Genomic DNA, 19,477 nt, shown 5'->3' on the forward strand with positions numbered 1-19,477 from the left:
AAGGCGCGATCGTTAGTCTCGGCGCGCCAAGCCGGCAAGTTTTCTGACTGGTCATCGTGCGACCCATTGCAAGTTCAGCTCCCAATTCAACGGACCAACGCCTCTGCGCCACCGACCAACTGGCGGCTGCGTTCAAAGCCTAATTGGCACTGGTGAATCTCTTCCACCACGCAACTCGCGGCTGGCTTCACAGCCCAATCGGCGGCGGTGTTTCGATCGCCTCGCCTTCAAGAAAACCTGCCCTTGCGTGCCGAGCAGGGCCGGTGTTGCCCGGCATGGGCGACAGAGAACGGACCCGACCCGCAGTTTAGGAGGGCCGTTCTCAGGCATCGCAAGGCTCAGCAAGGGATCAACAAGTTTTCTGGCGAGAGAGCGAAATCCAAGCCGATTGAGCTACCAAGAAAGCTGCAAGAGATCGGAACCCAAGCCGATCGGGCAGTTAACGCACCGCGAGAGATCGGAACCCAATCCACAATAAGACGGTAATTCGCCTTCAATTCCTCCGTTGAGAAAACCTAAAGTTTTCCATAATTGAACCGTTAACAACTTGATGGGCGGAATTGTGGCCTCCACCGCATTCTCTTTGGACTTCATTAAATCAGGCCTGGCCGGCGACAAGGTGAAAACCCTCGGCGCGCCAATCTTCATCATCCTGATCCTGGTCATGATGATTTTGCCTGTACCGCCTTTCGCGCTCGATCTGTTTTTCACCTTCAACATTGCAATCAGCCTCATGGTGCTGGTTGCCGCTTTGTACACCACCCGTCCGCTCGACTTTGCTGCATTCCCCACCATTCTGCTGGTAACCACCCTGTTGCGCTTGAGCCTGAACGTCGCCTCAACCCGCGTGGTGCTTATGCATGGTCACGAAGGCCCCGATGCCGCGGGCAAAGTGATTGAAGCTTTTGGTCACTTCTTGGTCGGCGGCAACCTTGCAGTTGGTATTGTGGTGTTCGTCATTTTGATGTTGATCAACTTTGTCGTAATCACCAAAGGTGCCGGCCGAATTGCTGAAGTGTCTGCGCGTTTCACATTGGATGCCATGCCCGGCAAGCAAATGGCAATTGATGCGGATTTGAATGCTGGCTTGATCGCTGAAGACGAAGCCCGCAAGCGGCGTGCAGAAGTCAGTCAGGAAGCGGAGTTCTTTGGTTCCATGGACGGTGCCAGCAAGTTTGTGCGTGGCGATGCCATGGCCGGCATCATGATTCTGATCATCAACATCATTGGCGGTTTCGCGGTGGGTGTGATGCAGCACGACATGACCTTTGCCGATGCTGGCACGGCTTACGTGCTGCTGGCCATTGGTGATGGTCTGGTGGCGCAAGTACCCGCACTGGTCATTTCGATTGCCGCAGGTTTGGTGGTGGCACGCGTGGGGCAGGGGCAAGACATCGGCACCCAGCTGGCCAGCCAATTGCTGAAATCTCCACAGGCCGTGGGCATTACCGCTGGCATCATGGCCTTGTTGGGCATTATTCCGGGTATGCCCACACTGGTGTTCCTGTTGCTTGCAGGAGGTTTTGGATATTTGTCTTATCACCTTTCCCAGAAAGGCAACATACAGAAAGTGGTGGCCACCACTGACGACCAGGCCAAAATCAAGGCCGCCACCACCGAAGCACAAGAAGCCACTTGGGACGACCTGGTGCCCATCGACACCATTGCGCTTGAAGTGGGTTACCGACTGATCGCCTTGGTGGACAACAAGCAAGACGGCGATTTGCTCAAACGCATCAAGGCCATTCGCAAAAAATTTGCACAGGAAATCGGTTTCCTGCCACCTGCCGTGCATTTGCGCGACAACCTGGAACTGCGCCCCTCGGTGTACCGTATTTTGCTCAAAGGCGTGTGCATGGGCGAAGGTGAAGTGTTCCCGAACCAACACCTGGCCATCAACCCTGGTCGCGTCACCATGCAGTTGCCAGGCCCGCAAACCACCGACCCGGCATTCGGTTTGCCTGCTGTGTGGATTTCAGATGATCAAAAAGAGAAAGCGAATGCAGCGGGTTACACCGTTGTGGATGCTTCCACTGTGGTGGCCACGCACCTCTCACATATCTTGCAAACATCAGCAGCCCAATTGCTGGGCCGAACCGAAACCCAACAGCTACTGGACCACTGTGCGAAAAGTTCTCCGAAAGTGGTGGAAGACCTGACTCCCAAGTTGCTGGATGTTGCCGTGATTCAGAAAGTGCTTCAAAACCTGCTGGAAGAAAGCGTTCACATTCGCGACTTGCGCACCATTTTTGAAACCTTGCTCGAGAACGGCGTTCGCACCAAAAACCCGCTTGAACTGACAGCCGCAGTGCGCATTGCCTTGGGCCGTGCCATTGTGCAGGCTCTGGCTGGTACCACCGAAGACCTGAATGTGCTGGTCATGGAACCCAAGCTGGAACAAATGATCACCCATGCGCACACCGCGGCAGGGCAAGACCAGGTGGGCATTGACCCCAACCTAGCAGAAAACCTGGCCCGCCAAACTGCCGATGCGGCAGGTCGCCAAGAACAGCTGGGCCAAAGCCCCGTGCTGCTGGTGCCCGATGCACTGCGCTTGTCCATGGCGCGATTGTTAAAGCGCGCAGCACCCAATCTTCGGGTGTTGTCGCACAGTGAAATTCCTGAAAACCGTACTATCCGCGTTGCGCAAGTCGTAGGAGCGAAAGCATGAAGCTGAAAAAATTCACAGCCCCCACCACAAGAGAGGCCTTGCAAAAGCTGCGTGCTGAACTGGGTGAAGACGCCATCATTTTGTCCACCAAGCAAACTGCTGCAGGCACTGAAGTACTGGCCGCATCCTCGCAAGACCTGGACACTGTGACAGAGAAACCAGCAGCCCAGTCGGCGCCGCTGTCGTGGACCAAGGCTGAGCGCACACAATTGGCCGCTCAGGACGCAACACGTCAGCCTACACCTGCGGAGAAAATTGCGCAGCAGGTGGCCGCGCAGCGTGACGTGCTGATCAACCGCGCGCCCGCTGTGCATCAAATACCGCAAACCCTGCCTGAACATGACATGATTTCGGAGGTGGCCAAGCGCCGTTCACAAGCGGCCAGCGATTCCATGGCCAGCGAGCAAACTGCAGTGCTGGAAGAAATCAAGCAAATGCGCCAGTTGTTGAAAGACCAAATGGCCATGATCACCTGGCGCGATGCCTTGGAGAAAAATCCCCAGCGCGGCGAGTTGTGGAACCAGCTCACCCAATCCGGATTCTCCCCCCTGTTTGCACGCACAGTGGTTGAAAAACTTCCTGCGGATCTTTCCGACAGCCAGGTGCAAGACTGGGTGATGAATGTCATCAAGAAAAACCTGAATGTGGTTCCGGCCGACAAAGACATTGTTGAAACCGGCGGCACATTCGCCCTGGTCGGCCCCACCGGTGTGGGCAAAACCACCACCACCGCCAAACTGGCCGCGCGTTGCGTGGTGAAGTATGGTGCCGACTCGCTGGGCTTGATCACCACCGACAGCTACAGAATTGGCGCGCAAGATCAGCTGCGCATTTACGGCAAAATTCTGGGCGTGCAGGTGTACACCGCACAAACCCATGCCGACCTGGCCCAGTTGCGCAATACCATGCAACGCAAGCGACTTATTTTGATTGACACTGTGGGCATGGGGCAACGCGATTCGCGCGTGGCCGAGCAAACCAAAATTCTGACCGACAGCCATGTAAAGCGCGTGTTGCTGCTCAATGCCACCAGCCAGCCAGAAACGCTGGATGACGTGGTGCGCCATTACAAAAGCACGGGCCTGAATGGTGCCATTCTCTCCAAACTGGATGAAGCCATCAAAATTGGCGGAGTGCTTGATGTGGTCATGCGCCACAAATTGGCCTTGCACTACATTGCCACCGGCCAGCGCGTGCCTGAAGATCTTTTCCCGGCCGACCCACGTGTGTTGGTGCACCGCGCCATGCGCGCGCGCAGCAGCCAGGCTTTTCAGGCCTCGAGCGAGGAATTGAAATGGAAAATGGCCCAAGTCTCTGCGACTGGAATCTAAAGTTTCATGGTCTACTGAATCCTATGGATCAAGCCAAAACACTTCGACACTTGTTGGGCCGCAAGGCCGCCACCATTCACCCGATTCTTGGTGACATGGGGAGCGATTACGCAGCCTGCCTGGCCCGTTTTGTGTTGGAGCAGCAGGCACGTTCTGAACGCTCAACCGTGTTGTTTGACGGGTCCGCCGCAGGCCTTCCTCAACTGTTGCCTGCGCATGCCCGCACCGATCTGATCGAATTTTTCAATGGCAAGCTGAATCTGGAAGACCAGGTCATCGAGCTTGCTGAATCCCAATACCTGGTGGTGGCCCGAATCGGTCTTGAAGCCCTGGCCAAAAAGCCGGCTCAATCCCTGGCCCTGCTGGGCAAGCTTCACCGCATGCCGGTCAGCTGTGACCGCTTTTATGCCACCTTGCCTTACGAGGCAGTGGAACTGGCCAAGGCATTTTCCCCGCAAGACGACTGGTACTGGGTGGTGCAACCCACCGCCCGATCCGTTACCCGCGCCTTTCAGGCCATTCGTTCTTCAAAAGGGGTAGACGAAAATATTCACCATCGTGTTATTGTTGCGGGTGTAAGAAGCACAGATGAAGCCGATCACGTGTTCGCAAATTTGCTGGAAAGCACTTCGAGCTTTCTGGTCAATCCCCTGCAGTATGCGGGGCATTTGCCAGCCTTGCCCTCGGGCAAAGCCTTGAACCAGGTCGGTCGGGAGATGATTGCGGCAGGTCGGAGAATCGCAAAGGCCATTTGCTCTTTCGACGAACACGCACTGGCGTAATAACAAGACAGGAAGCACAGACTCCATGTACACAGCCCAGGGCACTTTAGACAAATCAAAGCAGGTGGACCAGTACATCCCTCTGGTTCGCAGGTTGGCGCATCACCTCATTGCCAAGTTGCCCGCATCGGTGCAAATCGATGATCTGATTCAAGCCGGCCTGATCGGCCTGATGGACGCCATTACCCGCTTTGAAGAAGGGCAGGGCGCCCAGTTTGAAACCTATGCCAGCCAGCGAATTCGTGGCTCCATGCTCGATGAACTGCGCTCAGCCGACTGGATGCCGCGCGGCGTTCGCCAGGCACAACGAAAAATTGAAACCGCAACCCTGAAAGCCGAGCAAAAACTGGGGCGCTCCGCCACTGAAAAAGAGATTGCTGAAGTCTTGGGCGTGAGTCTGGACGAATACCAGGAAATGTTGTTTGATTCGCGCGGTGCATCGCTGGTGTTTTACGACGACTATGCAGACGACGGCGATGGTGAAGGCTATCTGGATCGTCAGATAGGTGGCGACGAAGAGGCCAATCCGCTTGAAATGCTGGGTGATCAACGTTTTCGGGAAAACCTGATCCAGGCCATTGAAGACCTGCCCGAGCGTGAAAAAATGCTCATGGGACTGTATTATGAGCAAGAGTTAAACTTCCGTGAAATCGCCGCTGTCCTTGGCGTGACTGAATCCCGGGTGTGTCAGTTGCACACACAGGCGGTGAGTCGCCTCAAAGCCAAGCTTCGCGAACACTAAGCACACATGGCTGATCCCAAAGCCCAGGGAAAACCGAAAACTTTTGAGCAATCCCGCACCAGGGTCAATCGTTCCCTGATTTTGGTGATTCTCACCGGCATTGGTCCGCTGGCCTTGACCGCTTTTTACATGGCAGCCACCACCTCCGATCCCGCCAACTGGAATTTAACTGTACTTTTCACCTTGGTGCTTGGCGTGTTGGGTGCGTGGTTCATGGGCAACAAGCTCATGTCTGGCCTGCTTGAAATCATCCGCTCGTCCATCCAGTCTGAAAGCCAGTTGCGCCGCCTCGTGGAACTCTCGGGCGATTGGTACTGGCACCAGGATTCGGCCCACACCATTGTGCGAATCATCTACCGCGGCAAAGATCAAAACAGCAACGCCAAAAGCGGGTTCAAATTGCCTTTTGATGGTTTGGCCCGGTGGGACGTCGAAGGCTTGAAGTGTATTGACCCGCGCTACAACTGGGACACTTTCAAAGAGCTACTGGACAGTCACCAACCCTTTGATCGGGTTTGCTTTGAGTACTGGCCCCAAAACTCTGAGCGTATTATTTTTGAATCCACTGGCCGGCCTTTGTACAACGCCAACGGCGATTTTGTAGGCTACATGGGCGTGTCCTCCGATCGCACGCAGAAACGCCTGAATGAACAGTTGCTTTCCCTGCAACGTTCGCTGTTGCAAGGTGTGTTGCTTTCTGCACCCATTCCCGAGTTGGCGGCATCGTATGCGCGTGGTTTGAAAAACTGCCTCACCGTGCATGCCGAAGTGGTACTGGGTTTTCGCGACAAATCCGAGCACAACCACTGGCGTGTGCGGGGTACCAACCCCAACCTTCGCATGCCACTTGAAAAAGGGCAGGCATTTTGGGACAAGGCCGAGCAACTCTGTGAGCCCCTGGAAGGCCACGACCAGCATGGTTTGGTCTGGATCGCCAAAATGAAACCCGAGCATTATTTTGAAGACAATTGGGCAAGCGAACTTGGCATTACTGCGGTGTGGTTTGCACTGCGCAAAGCCGTTGAGCCCAATCAGCCCGAGTACTGGATCATGGTGGCCCAGCAAGGTGTCAACAACACAGGTCATGATGACGTGTTGCGCGTTTTAACCGCCATTCGCCTGCTTGGTTTGTGTGTAGAGCGTCGGGTTTTTGAAGACGATTTGCAGGGCTTGAACGGCACGCTCGAGCAGCGCATCAACGACCGCACTGCCGAGCTTACTCGCAGCAACTCCGAACTCGAGGCCTTCACCTACACGGTGTCGCATGATTTGCGTGCGCCCCTTCGCGCCATTGATGGTTTTTCCAGCATTCTGAAGGAAGACTTCGCCGACAGCCTGCCGGAAGATGCCCGCGGCCTGCTCGATCGAATCAGCAACAACGCACGTCAAATGGGCGGTCTTATTGACGGCTTGCTCGACTTTTCGCGTTTGCTGCGCACCGATGTTGCGCGCGTCAAAGTAGACCAGCAACAGCTGCTGGATCAAATTCTGGATCAACTCGACGCCCGGCGCAAAAACGTGGTGGAGTTGTGCGAGCTTCCACCCGTGTATGCCGACCCCGTGTTGTTGAAACAGGTGTGGATGAATCTGATCGACAACGCCCTGAAGTTCAGCAGCAAAGCGGCGCAGCCAAAGGTCACCATTGACTGTGAAAAAACAGGTCGTTTTTACAGTTTTAGTGTGCAAGACAACGGCGCTGGTTTTGACATGAAGTACGCCGACAAACTGTTCAACGTGTTTGAGCGTTTGCACCACAAAAAAGATTTCGATGGCACCGGGGTAGGCCTAGCCATTGTGAAACGAATCATTGAACGTCACGGCGGCGAAATCAGCGCCAAGGGTGAGTTGGGCCAGGGGGCCTGCTTCACATTCACCTTGCCTGAGCACGCCGACCTGAACGACTAGAAGGATATTTGCCATGGCTGATGTAGTACTGGTTGATGACAATTCCAACGACGCTGATCTTGCATTGCGCGTGGTACGCAAAACCTCTTCAAGCTCCACAACCGTGCTGCTTGAAGACGGTGAGCGAGCCATTGAGTACTTCAAACAGCTGATGGAAGATCACCCCAAAGACAGTGCAGCCTTGAATTTGCCGAAGCTTGTGCTGCTCGACCTGAAACTGCCCAAGCTGGATGGCCTGGAAGTGTTGAAGTTTCTGCGTTCACACGATGTGTTTAAAACCATGCCCATCGTGGTGCTTTCTTCATCGCGCGAAATCAGCGATGTGAAACGTTCATATGAATTGGGAGTGAACAGCTTTGCGGTCAAACCAGTGCAATTCGATCAGTACCTGACCCGAATTTCTGCACTGGTGTCGTATTGGTTAACGATCAACGAATTACCGCGCGGGGCATAGCGCCACCGGTCAGGGCTGACTGGCTCATGCCGCCTTTGGGGCCGTAGGTGTCGCTGGCGGTTGGCTTTTGTTCAGCCACCGCAGCCGCAGTCAAAATCGAAATTCTTTCCTGTAGCCCAGCCAGTTGCTCAGTCACCAGCTCCCCGTTTGTTTTGTTCAAACGCTGTGCGTGGGCCAGGGTGGTGCGCAGTGTGGAGTAAGTGCCCAATAGGCGGGGTTCGTGTGCAGCAAGCACATCGACCCAGAGCGCGATACCGTCCATATTGGGCTGAAAGCCCTCGGCCTTGGCCAATTGAACGTTGTTCAGGTAACGCTTTTCAAGCTCCAGCATCATGGCTTCCTTGCGAAGGGCCAGGCTGTTCAGTTCAGTGGTTTGCAGTTTTACAAGGCACGCCTGTTCTTCAAGCAAGATATCAACCAGCGCCATGGCCATGTCACATTCATAAGCCAGGTTGCGGTATAAATTTTTTGCTGCGTCAGCGTGCGACATAATCTTCAATCCTCGGTTACTTTTGACCAAGCAACTCGCGAGCACTTTCAATCACCTTGGCTGCAACCGCTTCGGCATTGACCTTGAACTCGCCTTTGCTAATGGCCTCTTTGATCTCGGCCACTTTCTCGGCATTGAACGGAGCACCTGCAGCGCTCAGCTCACTGGATTGTCCGGAAAGCTTGGCTACAGCACCTTCCGAACTGGTTTTCTCTGTGGAACCAACCGATGCTGACTTGCTGCCACCTTGTGGCTTGGTCAGTTTGTCAATCGGGTTGCTTCCCGGGTTTATTCTGTTAATACTCATGATGTCCTCCGCGTTGGGCAGAGCCTAAGTGGGTTTCGTATGTTTTCTTAACGGCTCGATTCCACCTAACTTTAACGAATTCTCGAAAGAATTCCTACTTTTTGAGGATCCCCCCTACAAACTAACCTCAACCAGTAGTGCATCTCGCGCCACACCGTGAAGTATCTTGCCCTGCGAGGTTTTGATTTTTACCACCTCGCCCAGCTCGGCTTCACCCATGGCCACCGCAGTGCCACCAATTGCAAAGCCGGGGCCTTTCATCATCACCTTCACCGTGTCGCCGTTTTTCACCAAGGCCTGACCGCGCAAATGGTCATGTTTCAACAGGGTACCTGGCCACAATTGGCGGGCTGCTGTTTTGTTGTTTAAATGTGCAAGCTCGCTGACCCAGCCATGGCTCAGCTGGCTTAAATCCATGGTTCGAAATTCAACATCATTCAGACCCAGCGTTTGGCCCGATTGAACAGTTCCTTTCACCACCAGCACTGGCGCCCACACTTTCACGTCTACGCCCACAAAAAAGGGAGCTGTGTCTGAGCCCACACATTGCACGCGCACATAAGTACGCCCCCACATTTTGTTGCCTGCCGAATTGGCAAACAGTGCAGCGGGGCATTGCAGGCTACCGATTCGTTCATCGGCTTTTACAAACTTCACATCCACGCTTGCGCCAGGTGGCAGCAGGGCGGGGTCCACCAGTTCACTTAGCTGGGCTTCAGTCACCCAGCGAGAACTGTCGGCCTGTGCTGCGGTGGCCTGAGTAAGCCCCAAGCCAAAAAGCACTTGAAATGCGATGTTAAAAAAAGTGTGAAATTTCATTCAAGTTTTGGGCGTTGCCGCCGTAAATGTCACTGTAAGAAACAATTCCTGCCTCGATGACAACATCCTAGGCGGGAGCTTGCTGCACCCTAAGCAGAAAAAGAGCGCCCTTTCCCCCCTTTCTCTCCACTTTGATTTGACAGCATCAATTCAATAATCCATCCATCCGTCCGTGTATGAAGGATTAAAAGATGTTGGACAAACTCACTGATGCAATGCAGTTTTCTGCCGAGGCCCTGAAACTCAGAGCACGTCGGCAAGAGGTATTGACCTCCAACATTTCCAACGTAGACACCCCCAATTACAAAGCAGTCGATTTCGATTTTCAAAGCGCACTGAAAGCAGCCACGGGCGAGAAAGGATCCATGACCGCTCCGGTCAATCCGGGCCTGGGCAATGGTGCCGGCGCTTTGGCAGTCACCCACCAGGGCCACATCACCGGCAAAGGGAATGCGGGCATGAGCACGGCCGAGATGTTGCAATTTCGTCGTGGCAACAACGCCGCCATTGATGGCAACTCGGTTGACATTGACCGCGAGCGCGCCGCCTTTGCAGAAAACACAGTGAAATACGAAGCCGCCTTGCGTGCCATCAACGGAAGAATTTCTTCCTTGAAGCAGGCCATGGGCTCGGGTAACCAATAAGGCTTAGGGGAACAATATGTCGCTATTCAATTCTTTCAAACTGGCCGGTGGCGCGATGCAAGCGCAAACCACACGCCTGAACACAGTGGCGAGCAACCTCGCCAACGTCGACACGGCAGCTGGCGATCCCAATTCTGTTTACCAGGCCCGCAAGGTGGTGTTCGAAGCCGTGCTTCAAAAAGCAGCGCCTGGCAAGGCCTCGCTGGCTGAGAACGTGCAGGTGAAAGACATTGTGGAAGACCAGTCTGAGGCCAAAAAAATGTTCGACCCCAAGCACCCCATGGCCGACGAAGACGGGTATGTGTACATGCCCAACGTGAATGCCGTGGAAGAAATGGTCGACATGCTGGCCGCCTCGCGCAGCTACCAAACCAACGCAGAAGTAATGAATACAGCCAAACAGTTGATGTTGAAAACCTTGAACATGGGCAACCAGTAAGGAGCAATGAAAAATGACGATTGACGTAACTTCCGCACTGGGCAACAACAGCGGCACCACAGCAGCAAAAAAGAAAGCCGATGAAAACAGCCCTGAGGCGATTCAGGAACGTTTCATGTCCCTGCTGGTGGCCCAATTGAAAAACCAGGATCCACTGGCCCCCATGGACAACGCTCAGGTGACCAGCCAAATGGCGCAATTGAATACTGTCACCGGCATCAACACACTGAACGCCACCATGGAAGGTGTGGCGGCTTCGATCAACGCCAACCAAACCGTGCAAGCCACCAGCATGCTGGGCCGCGCGGTGCTGACTGAAGGCAACGACCTGAAACTGGTGGATGGCAAGGCCGTGGGATCCATGGAATTGAACCAGAGCGCCGACATTTTGCGCGTGAATGTACTGGACGCAGGTGCGAATGTAGTGCGCACCATCGAACTGGGTCCGCAATCCAAAGGCACGCACGAGTTTGAGTGGGACGGCAAAAGCAACGACGGCAGCACCTTGCCCGCGGGCAACTACAAATTTGAGATTGAAGCAAAAGCAGCAGGCAAGGACGCCAGCGTCACACCACTGACCCTGTCCGTGGTTCAGGGCGTGCGCAACGCAGGCGCGGAAGGCACCAAACTTTTAACCAGCAATGGCAGCGAAATTACATTCGCCGACATCAAGCAGGTTTTCTAATTTAAAGATTTTTCCAAGGAGTCAAGCATGGCTTTTTCAGCAGGTGGTAGTTTCCAGCAGGGTTTGAGTGGTCTGAACGCAGCGCAGCGCGGTTTGGAAGTCATTGCAAACAACGTGTCCAACGCCAGTGTGGTCGGCTTTAAAGGATCAGAGGCAGAGTTCTCCGATGTGTTCGCCCGCGCGTTCAACGGCGCACGTTCCACCAACGGCATCGGCTTGGGTACCAGCCTTGCAGCGGTTACGCAAAACTTCAAGCAGGGCAATATCAATGTGACCGGTAACCCTTTGGACCTGGCCATCAGTGGCACCGGTTTCTTCAAGGTGCAGGCTGGCAATGGTGACAATATTTACACCCGCAACGGTCAATTCACTTTGAACAATGAAGGCGTCATCGTGAACTCCCGTGGCGACAAACTGCAAGGCTTCCCCGTGGATGCAGCCACTGGCCGCCCCTCCGATGTTGCCCAGGATATTCTGGTGCCACGCGGCAGCATTCCGCCTGCTGCCACCCGTTCCGCCAACCTTGACCTGAACCTGGATGCACGTGCCACGGCAATAGATCCTGCATTGGCTTTCGATCCTGCAAATTTGAACACTTTCAACAATTCAACGTCGATGACGGTGTATGACGAATTGGGTGGCGCACACATCATGGCCATTTACATGCGCAAAGAAGCCTCGAATGATTGGTCGGTGTTTGCAACGGTCGACGGTACTCAGGTCGACGTTGGCACCGCGCCCGTGGCTGTAACCACTGCACCTGCGCAATCGACTTCAGCCAACCTTCAATACGGCGTAGACGGTTTGTTGACCACGCCCAACAGCGGAAATCTGACAGTTGACATGTCACGTTTCGTGACCGCAAGTGGTGTGCCTTTCTCTTCGACTGGCACAGCCCCAAACCAATACACGTTCGACATGAGCAACACCACCCAGTATGGCAGCTCGTTTGTGGTTCAAAACCTGGGGCAGGATGGTTATGAATCCTCACCTTTTGCAGGTTTTGATGTGGGTGCTGACGGCATGTTGACCATCAGCTACGCCAACGGCCAGTTGGTGAACCACGCACAAATCGGTTTGTATCGTTTTCCGAATCCGGAAGGCTTGCAGCCAGTTGGGTCGAATGGCTGGTTGGCCACCAACTCCTCGGGACCTGAATTGGTTTCGCTGAGCGAAGACACCGCATTCGGCATTATCCAGTCGGGTGCGCTGGAAGAATCGAACATTGATTTGACGGCTGAACTGGTCGCCATGATTTCCGCACAGCGCGTGTATCAGGCCAACTCACAGACCATTAAAACGCAAGATTCAATTTTCCAGACCATTACCAACCTTCGTTAATGTGAACTGAAGCGGGATCGCAAGAATGGACAAACTGATTTTCCTGGCAGCCCAAGCCGCCAAAGGCACAATGTCTCGCCAAGAGAACATTGCCAACAACCTGGCCAACGTGAACACGCCCGGGTTTCGGCAACAACTCATGGCGTTTCAAAGCGCGCCCGTGACAGGCGAGGGCAGTGGTTCCAGAAGCTTTGCGGTGGAGACCAGCATTGGCTTTGACACCACGCCAGGACAAATTCAGTCCACGGGTCGAGAAATGGACGTGGCCATTCAAGGCGAGGGCTGGTTTGCAGTCAACGACGCGAAAGGTAACGAAGCGTACACCCGCAACGGTTCCTTCCAACTCGATGGGCAGGGTAATTTGGTGACCCAGGAAGGTTATGCGGTCATCGGCAGCAACGGCCCCATCAATGTACCACCCGATCACCGACTGTCCTTTGAAGGCGATGGTTCAGTGTCTGCCATTCCCATCAGTGGCGACACCAATGTGGTTCAACTGGGCCGCCTGAAACTGGTGAATATTCCGCAAGAGCAAATCAACCGGGGCGACGATGGTTTGTTTCGCGCCGCCAATGGTGACCCCGCCGAAGCTGATTTGAATGTGCGTGTGGCTGGCGGATTTATCGAATCAAGCAACGTGAATGCGGTGGACATGATGGTGCAAATGATCACCGCTGCCCGTCAGTATGAAACCCAAATGAAAATGATCAGCACGGCCAAAGAAAACGGCCAGGCCGCCAACAGCCTGTTTGGCATGAACTAAGGAGAAAACCATCATGATGCGTTCTTTGTGGATTGCAAAAACAGGCCTGGATGCCCAGCAAACCCAGCTGGATGTGATTTCCAACAACCTGGCCAATACCGCCACGAATGGATTTAAACGTTCGCGTGCCGTGTTCGAAGATTTGCTGTATCAAACACTTCGACAGCCCGGTGCACAAACCACCGAGCAAACCAAGGTACCTTCCGGCCTGCAGATTGGTACCGGTGTAAAGCCTGTTTCTACCGTGCGAAATTTTGCGCAGGGCAATCTGCAGCAAACCGGCAATACTCTGGATGTGGCCATTAATGGTCAGGGCTTTTTTCAGGTTCAAATGCCCGATGGCACCACCAGCTACACCCGCGACGGCAGCATTCAGATTGATGCCAACGGTACGCTGGTCACTTCCAACGGGTACCCAATTCTTGGCCCGGTCACCATTCCACAAGGTGTCCAGGAAATCTCGATTTCTCAAGATGGTGTTGTTTCCGCAGTGGTGCAGGGCCAGGTTCAACCGCAGGAGCTTGGTCAAATTCAGTTGGCCAGTTTTGTAAACCCGGCCGGCTTGTTTAGCATGGGTCAGAACCTTTACTCTGAAACGGCAGCTTCTGGCGCTCCTACTCAGGCTGTAGCAGGCACCAATGGCGTTGGCTTCATTTCCCAGGGCTTTGTGGAAACATCGAACGTGAACGTGGTGGAAGAGCTGGTGGGTTTGATTCAGGCCCAGCGTGCGTATGAAATCAACTCCAAGGCAATCTCCACATCAGACCAGATGTTACAGCGCTTATCTCAGCTTTGATTCTTGAAACATTGGGCACACTGAATGTGTTCTGATGGAGTGTATGGCATGAAAAGATTGGTACTAATCGGTTTAACGGCAGCGTTCTCGATAACTTTAGGGGCTTGTTCAACTTTCGCACCGAAAGTAGACATGCCTGCTCAAACTACCGTGCCACAGCCTGTTCAGCAGCCAGCACAACTGGCCATGGCCGCACCCACGGGCAGCTTGTACAGCCCGGCCACTTACCGGCCCTTGTTTGAAGACCAGCGCGCCCGCTTTTTGGGTGACACGCTGACCATTCAAATCATCGAACAAATCAATGCCGCTCAAACCAATTCCATGAATGCGTCTCGCAGTGACTCGGCCAGCATTGATGTGCCGCTTATTCAGGGCTTTTTTGGAAGCCGTGATTTGAAGGCCATCAGTGGCAGCGCCAGCAGCGACAAAGACTTCTCGGGTCAAGGCGAAAGCAAGGCCGCCAATACCCTGACAGGCTCCATCACGGTCACGGTTGCCAGCGTATTGCCCAATGGCAATCTGCAGGTGGTGGGCGAAAAACAGATTGGCACCAACCGCGAAGTGGAGTATTTGAAATTCAGTGGTGTGGTAAACCCCATCACCATTTTGCCCGGCAATGTGGTGCCCAGCACCAAGGTGGCCGATGCCCGCATTGAATACCGCGGAAAAGGAGCTTTGGACTCTGCCACAGCCATGGGCTGGCTAAGCCGCTTTTTCCTGACTGTATTGCCTTTCTGAACTGGACCACACCATGAAACGCATTTCCTTCCCGGAACTGAAAGACCGAATCATCAAAGCCGCCGTGTTGGCACTGACCGCCGCTGCGGTCATGGCATTTGGTACGCAGGCAGACGCACAAACCCGAATTCGTGACTTGGTCACCGTTTCAGGCGTGCGCGCCAACCCAGTGTACGGCTACGGTATCGTAATCGGCCTGGATGGCACTGGCGATCAAACCACGCAAACGCCGTTTACCAGTCAAAGCATTGTGTCCATGCTGCAGCAATCTGGCATTACCTTGCCCCCAGGCGCCAATTTGCAGCTGAAAAATGTGGCCTCGGTCATGGTCACTGCCAATTTGCCCGCTTTTGCTCAGCCTGGCCAAGCGATCGATGTGACTGTCTCGTCAATCGGCAATGCAAAAAGCCTGCGTGGTGGCATGTTGCTGATGACCCCCTTGAAAGGTGCTGATGGCCAGGTGTACGCCTTGGCCCAAGGCCAACTGATTGTGGGTGGTGCAGGTGCCTCTGCGGGGGGCTCCAAAACCGTGATCAATCATTTGTCAGCAGGTCGCATTCCAGCAGGTGCCTTGGTTGAACGTGAAGTGGCTTCGCCCTTCCTGCTGGGTGAAACCTTGCAGCTGGAATTGACGACAACCGATTTTTCCAACGCCATTCGCGTGGCTGAAGCGATCAACAACAACATGGGCCCGAATGTGGCCCAAGCGCTGGATGGCCGCACCATCAAGGTTCGTGCACCTTCCAACCCCAACGACCGCGTGGCGTTTTTGTCGCGCATTCAGGAACTGAGCATCAACAAAGCCATGGGCAGCGCCAAAGTGATTGTGAATGCGCGCACGGGTTCTGTCGTGATGAACCAGGCGGTGATGTTGGAAAACTGCGCTGTCGCGCACGGCAACCTCACCGTAAAAATCTCGTCCACACCGGTGATCTCGCAGCCAGCACCGTTTGGTCAAGGTGAAACTGTGGTCACCGAGGTGGCGGATATTCAAATATCCGAGGCCGGTGGCGAGCTGATTGAAATCAAGGGCGCTGCGCAATTGTCGGATGTGGTCAAAGCGCTGAACGCCTTGGGTGCAACCCCCAGCGACCTGATCTCCATCTTGCAGGCCATGCAAACCGCAGGCAGTCTGAAAGCTGAACTTGAGGTGATCTAAATGACGCCATTGTCGAACAACCCGGTAGACACCCAACAAATGCTGTCGATGGACTCCCGCAGCCTGGAGGGTTTGAAGCGTGGCGCACGCGCAGAGCGTGGCAGCGAGGAATTCAATGCGGCAATCGACAAAGTGGCTGTTCAGTTCGAGTCTATATTTTTACAAATGGCTTTGAAGAGTATGCGGGATGCCACGCCTGAGGGTGGCTTGTTCACCGATTCCAGCACCAAAACTTACCAAGGCATGTACGACCAGGAACTGGTGCAAAAATTGTCCGGCAAGGGTTTGGGGTTGGCTGGCGAAATTGCAAGGCAGCTTAAGGCGGGTGCCGGCGTGGGTGGTGAGCAAATCATTTTCCCGCCGGGACAGGTTAAAAAAGACTTCCCCTCAACTTTCCCGAAAACCGACCGTTAAGTCGTTCAAGACACCAAAGGATCCTGAATTATGTCGAACTCGATCTACGGAATTGCGCTCAGCGGCCTGAATGCGGCCCGGGCAGGGCTATCTACCACCTCGAACAACATTGCGAACAGCAACACCGTTGGTTTTAATCGCCAGCAGGTGATCCAACAGTCGCGCCCCTCAACAGGCAGCGACATTGGCTACATTGGGCAAGGTGTCGATATTGCGTCAGTACAAAGGGTGTATTCCGATTTCATCAATTCGCAGGAACAGAAAGCCACCTCAGACGCAGCTTTCTACAATGCCAAGGCCCAGCAAATTGCACGCGTAGACGCGATGATCGCGGATGATGCATCTGGCTTGTCGAGCGCATTGAGTATTTTCTTTGGTGCGGCGCAGACACTGTCGACTAACCCGGCCGATCTGGCTGCCCGCCAAAACTATTTGTCGTCTGCCGAAACCCTGAGTTCACGTTTCAACGGTTTGAACACGGTCATGGACGAATTGCGTAGTGCCACCAACTTGAAGGTGCGCGATGCTGTTGAGCAACTGAACAACGCGACATCGCAGATCGCCTCTTTGAATAATCAGATCGTGACAGCGCTGAATCAAACCTCAAATGGCGGTCCGCCCAATGATTTGATGGATCGCAGGGACAAATTGATTTTGCAATTGTCCGAGCAGGTGCAAACCACCCGTGTGGACATGGCGGATGGTTCGACCAACCTGTTTTTGGCGAATGGCCAGTCATTGGTTATTGGTACTACCCAGTTCAAAGTACAAACTCAGGTGGATCCTCAAGACCCACAAAACCTGCTGGTGGGTATGACCACCAATGTGAATGGCCAAGATCGCTTGTTGGCATTCGATTCAAGCAGTTTGGGCAATGGTGCCTTGGCTGGTTTTTTAAGTTTCCGGGAAGATGAGCTGACCGAATACCAAAACACCATTGGCCTGTTGGCTGCGCGAATTGGCCAGGCGGTCAACAATATTCAAACTGCGGGCGTGGATTTGGATGGTAATCCAGGCGCTGCCTTATTCAGTTTCGGTAGCAGCGGCAGTTTTGTGGACGACATTTCCCGCGTGGTTCCCAATGTGAACAACAGCACGGTGAACCCCACGCAGGTTACCTTGCGTGGCCTGGATTTGTCCAAGCTTGGCCCTGCAGAATACGAAGTTCAAATTGTGGGTAGCCAGCCCCGTTATCGCGAAGTGGGCTCGGACGGTCCGTTTGTTCCCGCCAACCTGGTGACCGATCCTGGTGGTGACTACTATGAAATTCGCGACCCCGCAGGTGCACCCTTGCTCAGCTTCCAGTTGAACAATGCCACGCCGCAGGAAGGTGATCGCTTCGTGTTGATGCCAGTGCGCGAAGCAGCATTGAATATGCGTACAGCGCTTGACCGTCCATCGGAAGTTGCAGCCTCGTCGGCCGTGAATCCCAGTATCGGTAACAACGAAAATATTTTGAAAGTCGCTGCGTTGCAGACGGCACGCACCCTGTCTCAGTCCAATAACTCAGCGGGTGTTTCCATCTCAGATGGTTTTAACCAACTGGTCAGCCGCGTGGGCAACAAAACACGTGAATTTAATTTGGCCGCAGAATCGCGCGAAACTGTGTTGAATCAGATTGCCGATTCACGCGATGCATTGCAGGGCGTGAACATGGACGAAGAGGCCGCCAACCTGATCAAGTTTCAGCAGGCTTACCAGGCATCAGGACGCGTTATTTCGTTGTCCAAAGAATTGTTTGACCAAATCCTCAGTATGTTCTGATCGGGTTTCAAGGAAAAATTATGGCAATCGGCAGAATCAGCACCAACCAGTACTTCAAGCTCAGCACAGACCGCATGAGCAAACAGCAAACTGAACTGGTGAAAATACAGGGGCAGCTGGCAACCGGGCAGCGCGTGTTGAAACCATCTGATGACCCCTTGGCCATGTCGGTGGCCTTGGGTGCGAAGGCGGGTGTTAAAACCATTGACAGCTACCAAAGCAATATCACGTACGTGAACAACCAGCTGGGTCAAATGGATGTAGCCTTGCAGTCCGCTTCCGACATCATGGTGTCCATCAAGGAAGCATTTCTGCAGGCTGGTAACGCCGCGCTGAGCCCAGCCGACCGTGAAATTATTGCGCAAGACATTGAAGGACGTATGGAAGAGTTGCGTGGTATTGCCAACCGCACCGATGCCAATGGCTACTTCATGTTCTCGGGTACATTCCAGGATCAAGAGCCATTCCAGACTCCCAGTGGCGCAATCACTGGTACTTTCCTTGAAACCACCACTGCTGCGGCTGGTGAGGCTGTGGTTGGCCGTGAAATTCAAGTGGCCAGCGGTCGTTTTGTGAACCTGAGCATTACCGGGCAAGATGCATTTGTTGACCCGAATACCAACGAAGACGCATTCGCCATTCTTCGGGATGCGGTGGCTTTGTTGCGTAATCCTGCCTATCCCAATGGTCAGGAGGGCGCCACACCGCAAGACACCTATTTGAAAGCATTCAACAACAAGGGTGCGCAGCTCGACGATATTTTTGATCAGGTTCAAATTTCCCGCACCAAGGTGGGTGTTCGTTTGCGTGAAGTTGAAACGCTGCAGCAAATCAACCAATCGGCTCAATTAGAGCTTGAGCGCGTTGCTGGCGAGGCGGTGGGACTGGATTATGCCAAGGCCATCAGTGAGTTGTCGCAGGGCCAATTGCAGCTTCAGGCTGCGCAACAGAGCTTTGCGAGCACCTCGCAACTTACCTTGTTCAACTTTATTGGTTGAACTTGAAGGGACGCAGCTGCGGTTTCCTGCTGGTTTCTTGCCTATTCGGCGTGGGGTGTTTCTTCCGTGCGGGATCGGTGACTGGGAGCCAAACTTGAAGGGTCACCGCTGCCCGAAAACTTGGCATTTCGGCTTGTTGTCTTGAGCCTGCACTAAGCAAGCGCGATCGTTAGTCTCTGCGCGCCAAGCCGGCAAGTTTTCTGACTGGTCATCGTGCGACCCATTGCAAGTTCAG

General features: G+C 54.0%; 20 protein-coding genes. 17 read left to right on the forward strand and 3 right to left on the reverse strand.

Translation table 11 applies throughout. The features are described from left to right. Positions 1–550 precede the first annotated feature (550 nt). Genes flhA through BSZ31_RS09830 form a run of 6 tightly spaced genes read left to right on the forward strand, consistent with a single transcriptional unit; the run spans position 551 to position 7,885 of the window. On the forward strand, positions 551–2,671 hold the full coding sequence (gene flhA / locus BSZ31_RS09805) for a flagellar biosynthesis protein FlhA (RefSeq protein ID WP_105028603.1): 2,121 nt from the start codon (positions 551–553) through the stop codon (positions 2,669–2,671). Continuing rightward, a complete protein-coding gene (flhF, locus tag BSZ31_RS09810) occupies positions 2,668–4,002 on the forward strand; it encodes a flagellar biosynthesis protein FlhF (RefSeq protein ID WP_105028604.1) in 1,335 nt (444 codons plus the stop codon). Before flhA ends, flhF begins: the two co-directional genes overlap by 4 nt. Before the next feature lie 23 nt (positions 4,003–4,025). Further along, positions 4,026–4,784 (forward strand): hypothetical protein, encoded by a 759-nt coding sequence (locus BSZ31_RS09815; protein ID WP_105028605.1) that lies wholly within the window; start codon positions 4,026–4,028, stop codon positions 4,782–4,784. A gap of 25 nt (positions 4,785–4,809) precedes the next feature. Further along, a complete protein-coding gene (locus tag BSZ31_RS09820) occupies positions 4,810–5,526 on the forward strand; it encodes an RNA polymerase sigma factor FliA (RefSeq protein ID WP_105028606.1) in 717 nt (238 codons plus the stop codon). Between the two features lie 6 nt (positions 5,527–5,532). Continuing rightward, complete coding sequence (locus BSZ31_RS09825; protein WP_105028607.1) at positions 5,533–7,431, forward strand: ATP-binding protein; 1,899 nt, start codon at positions 5,533–5,535, stop codon at positions 7,429–7,431. Between the two features lie 13 nt (positions 7,432–7,444). Further along, a complete protein-coding gene (locus tag BSZ31_RS09830) occupies positions 7,445–7,885 on the forward strand; it encodes a response regulator (protein ID WP_008251752.1) in 441 nt (146 codons plus the stop codon). On the opposite strand, the gene flgN is transcribed toward BSZ31_RS09830, so the two are convergent. From flgN to flgA, 3 genes are all read right to left on the reverse strand, one after another. Beyond that, a complete protein-coding gene (gene flgN / locus BSZ31_RS09835) occupies positions 7,860–8,375 on the reverse strand; it encodes a flagellar protein FlgN (RefSeq protein WP_105028608.1) in 516 nt (171 codons plus the stop codon). The genes BSZ31_RS09830 and flgN overlap by 26 nt on opposite strands. 16 nt (positions 8,376–8,391) lie before the next feature. Beyond that, positions 8,392–8,682: a flagellar biosynthesis anti-sigma factor FlgM gene (flgM, locus tag BSZ31_RS09840; protein ID WP_105028609.1), complete on the reverse strand. Its 291-nt coding sequence runs from the start codon at positions 8,680–8,682 to the stop codon at positions 8,392–8,394. Positions 8,683–8,796: 114 nt separating this feature from the next. Then, entirely contained in the window at positions 8,797–9,501 is a 705-nt protein-coding gene (gene flgA, locus BSZ31_RS09845; RefSeq protein ID WP_105028610.1) for a flagellar basal body P-ring formation chaperone FlgA, read from the reverse strand. A 191-nt stretch (positions 9,502–9,692) separates the two neighbouring features. Here flgA and flgB point away from each other — a divergent pair, with 191 nt between their 5' ends. Genes flgB through flgL form a run of 11 tightly spaced genes read left to right on the forward strand, consistent with a single transcriptional unit; the run spans position 9,693 to position 19,242 of the window. After that, positions 9,693–10,145 (forward strand): flagellar basal body rod protein FlgB, encoded by a 453-nt coding sequence (gene flgB, locus BSZ31_RS09850; protein WP_105028611.1) that lies wholly within the window; start codon positions 9,693–9,695, stop codon positions 10,143–10,145. 16 nt (positions 10,146–10,161) lie between these two features. Then, the gene (flgC, locus tag BSZ31_RS09855; RefSeq protein ID WP_105028612.1) at positions 10,162–10,584 is read left to right on the forward strand and encodes a flagellar basal body rod protein FlgC; all 423 of its coding nucleotides are present in this window, start codon (positions 10,162–10,164) and stop codon (positions 10,582–10,584) included. Between the two features lie 13 nt (positions 10,585–10,597). After that, a complete protein-coding gene (locus BSZ31_RS09860; RefSeq protein WP_105028613.1) occupies positions 10,598–11,269 on the forward strand; it encodes a flagellar hook assembly protein FlgD in 672 nt (223 codons plus the stop codon). A gap of 27 nt (positions 11,270–11,296) precedes the next feature. After that, positions 11,297–12,610 (forward strand): flagellar hook protein FlgE, encoded by a 1,314-nt coding sequence (flgE, locus tag BSZ31_RS09865; protein ID WP_105028614.1) that lies wholly within the window; start codon positions 11,297–11,299, stop codon positions 12,608–12,610. 25 nt (positions 12,611–12,635) lie between these two features. Next, a complete protein-coding gene (gene flgF, locus BSZ31_RS09870) occupies positions 12,636–13,373 on the forward strand; it encodes a flagellar basal-body rod protein FlgF (RefSeq protein ID WP_105028615.1) in 738 nt (245 codons plus the stop codon). A gap of 13 nt (positions 13,374–13,386) precedes the next feature. After that, a complete protein-coding gene (gene flgG / locus BSZ31_RS09875) occupies positions 13,387–14,169 on the forward strand; it encodes a flagellar basal-body rod protein FlgG (protein ID WP_105028616.1) in 783 nt (260 codons plus the stop codon). Between the two features lie 48 nt (positions 14,170–14,217). Further along, positions 14,218–14,907, forward strand: coding sequence for a flagellar basal body L-ring protein FlgH (locus BSZ31_RS09880; protein ID WP_240605683.1), 690 nt, complete (start codon positions 14,218–14,220; stop codon positions 14,905–14,907). 13 nt (positions 14,908–14,920) lie between these two features. Then, positions 14,921–16,066, forward strand: coding sequence for a flagellar basal body P-ring protein FlgI (locus BSZ31_RS09885; protein WP_105028618.1), 1,146 nt, complete (start codon positions 14,921–14,923; stop codon positions 16,064–16,066). Beyond that, positions 16,067–16,480, forward strand: a complete 414-nt coding sequence (locus tag BSZ31_RS09890) for a rod-binding protein (RefSeq protein WP_105028619.1) — start codon at positions 16,067–16,069, stop codon at positions 16,478–16,480. A 30-nt stretch (positions 16,481–16,510) separates the two neighbouring features. Continuing rightward, complete coding sequence (gene flgK, locus BSZ31_RS09895) at positions 16,511–18,244, forward strand: flagellar hook-associated protein FlgK (protein ID WP_105028620.1); 1,734 nt, start codon at positions 16,511–16,513, stop codon at positions 18,242–18,244. A gap of 20 nt (positions 18,245–18,264) precedes the next feature. Beyond that, on the forward strand, positions 18,265–19,242 hold the full coding sequence (flgL, locus tag BSZ31_RS09900; RefSeq protein ID WP_105028621.1) for a flagellar hook-associated protein FlgL: 978 nt from the start codon (positions 18,265–18,267) through the stop codon (positions 19,240–19,242). The last annotated feature ends 235 nt before the right edge of the window (positions 19,243–19,477 follow it).

It is taken from the genome of Limnobacter sp. SAORIC-690, assembly GCF_002954425.1.
GTDB lineage: Bacteria > Pseudomonadota > Gammaproteobacteria > Burkholderiales > Burkholderiaceae_B > Limnobacter > Limnobacter profundi.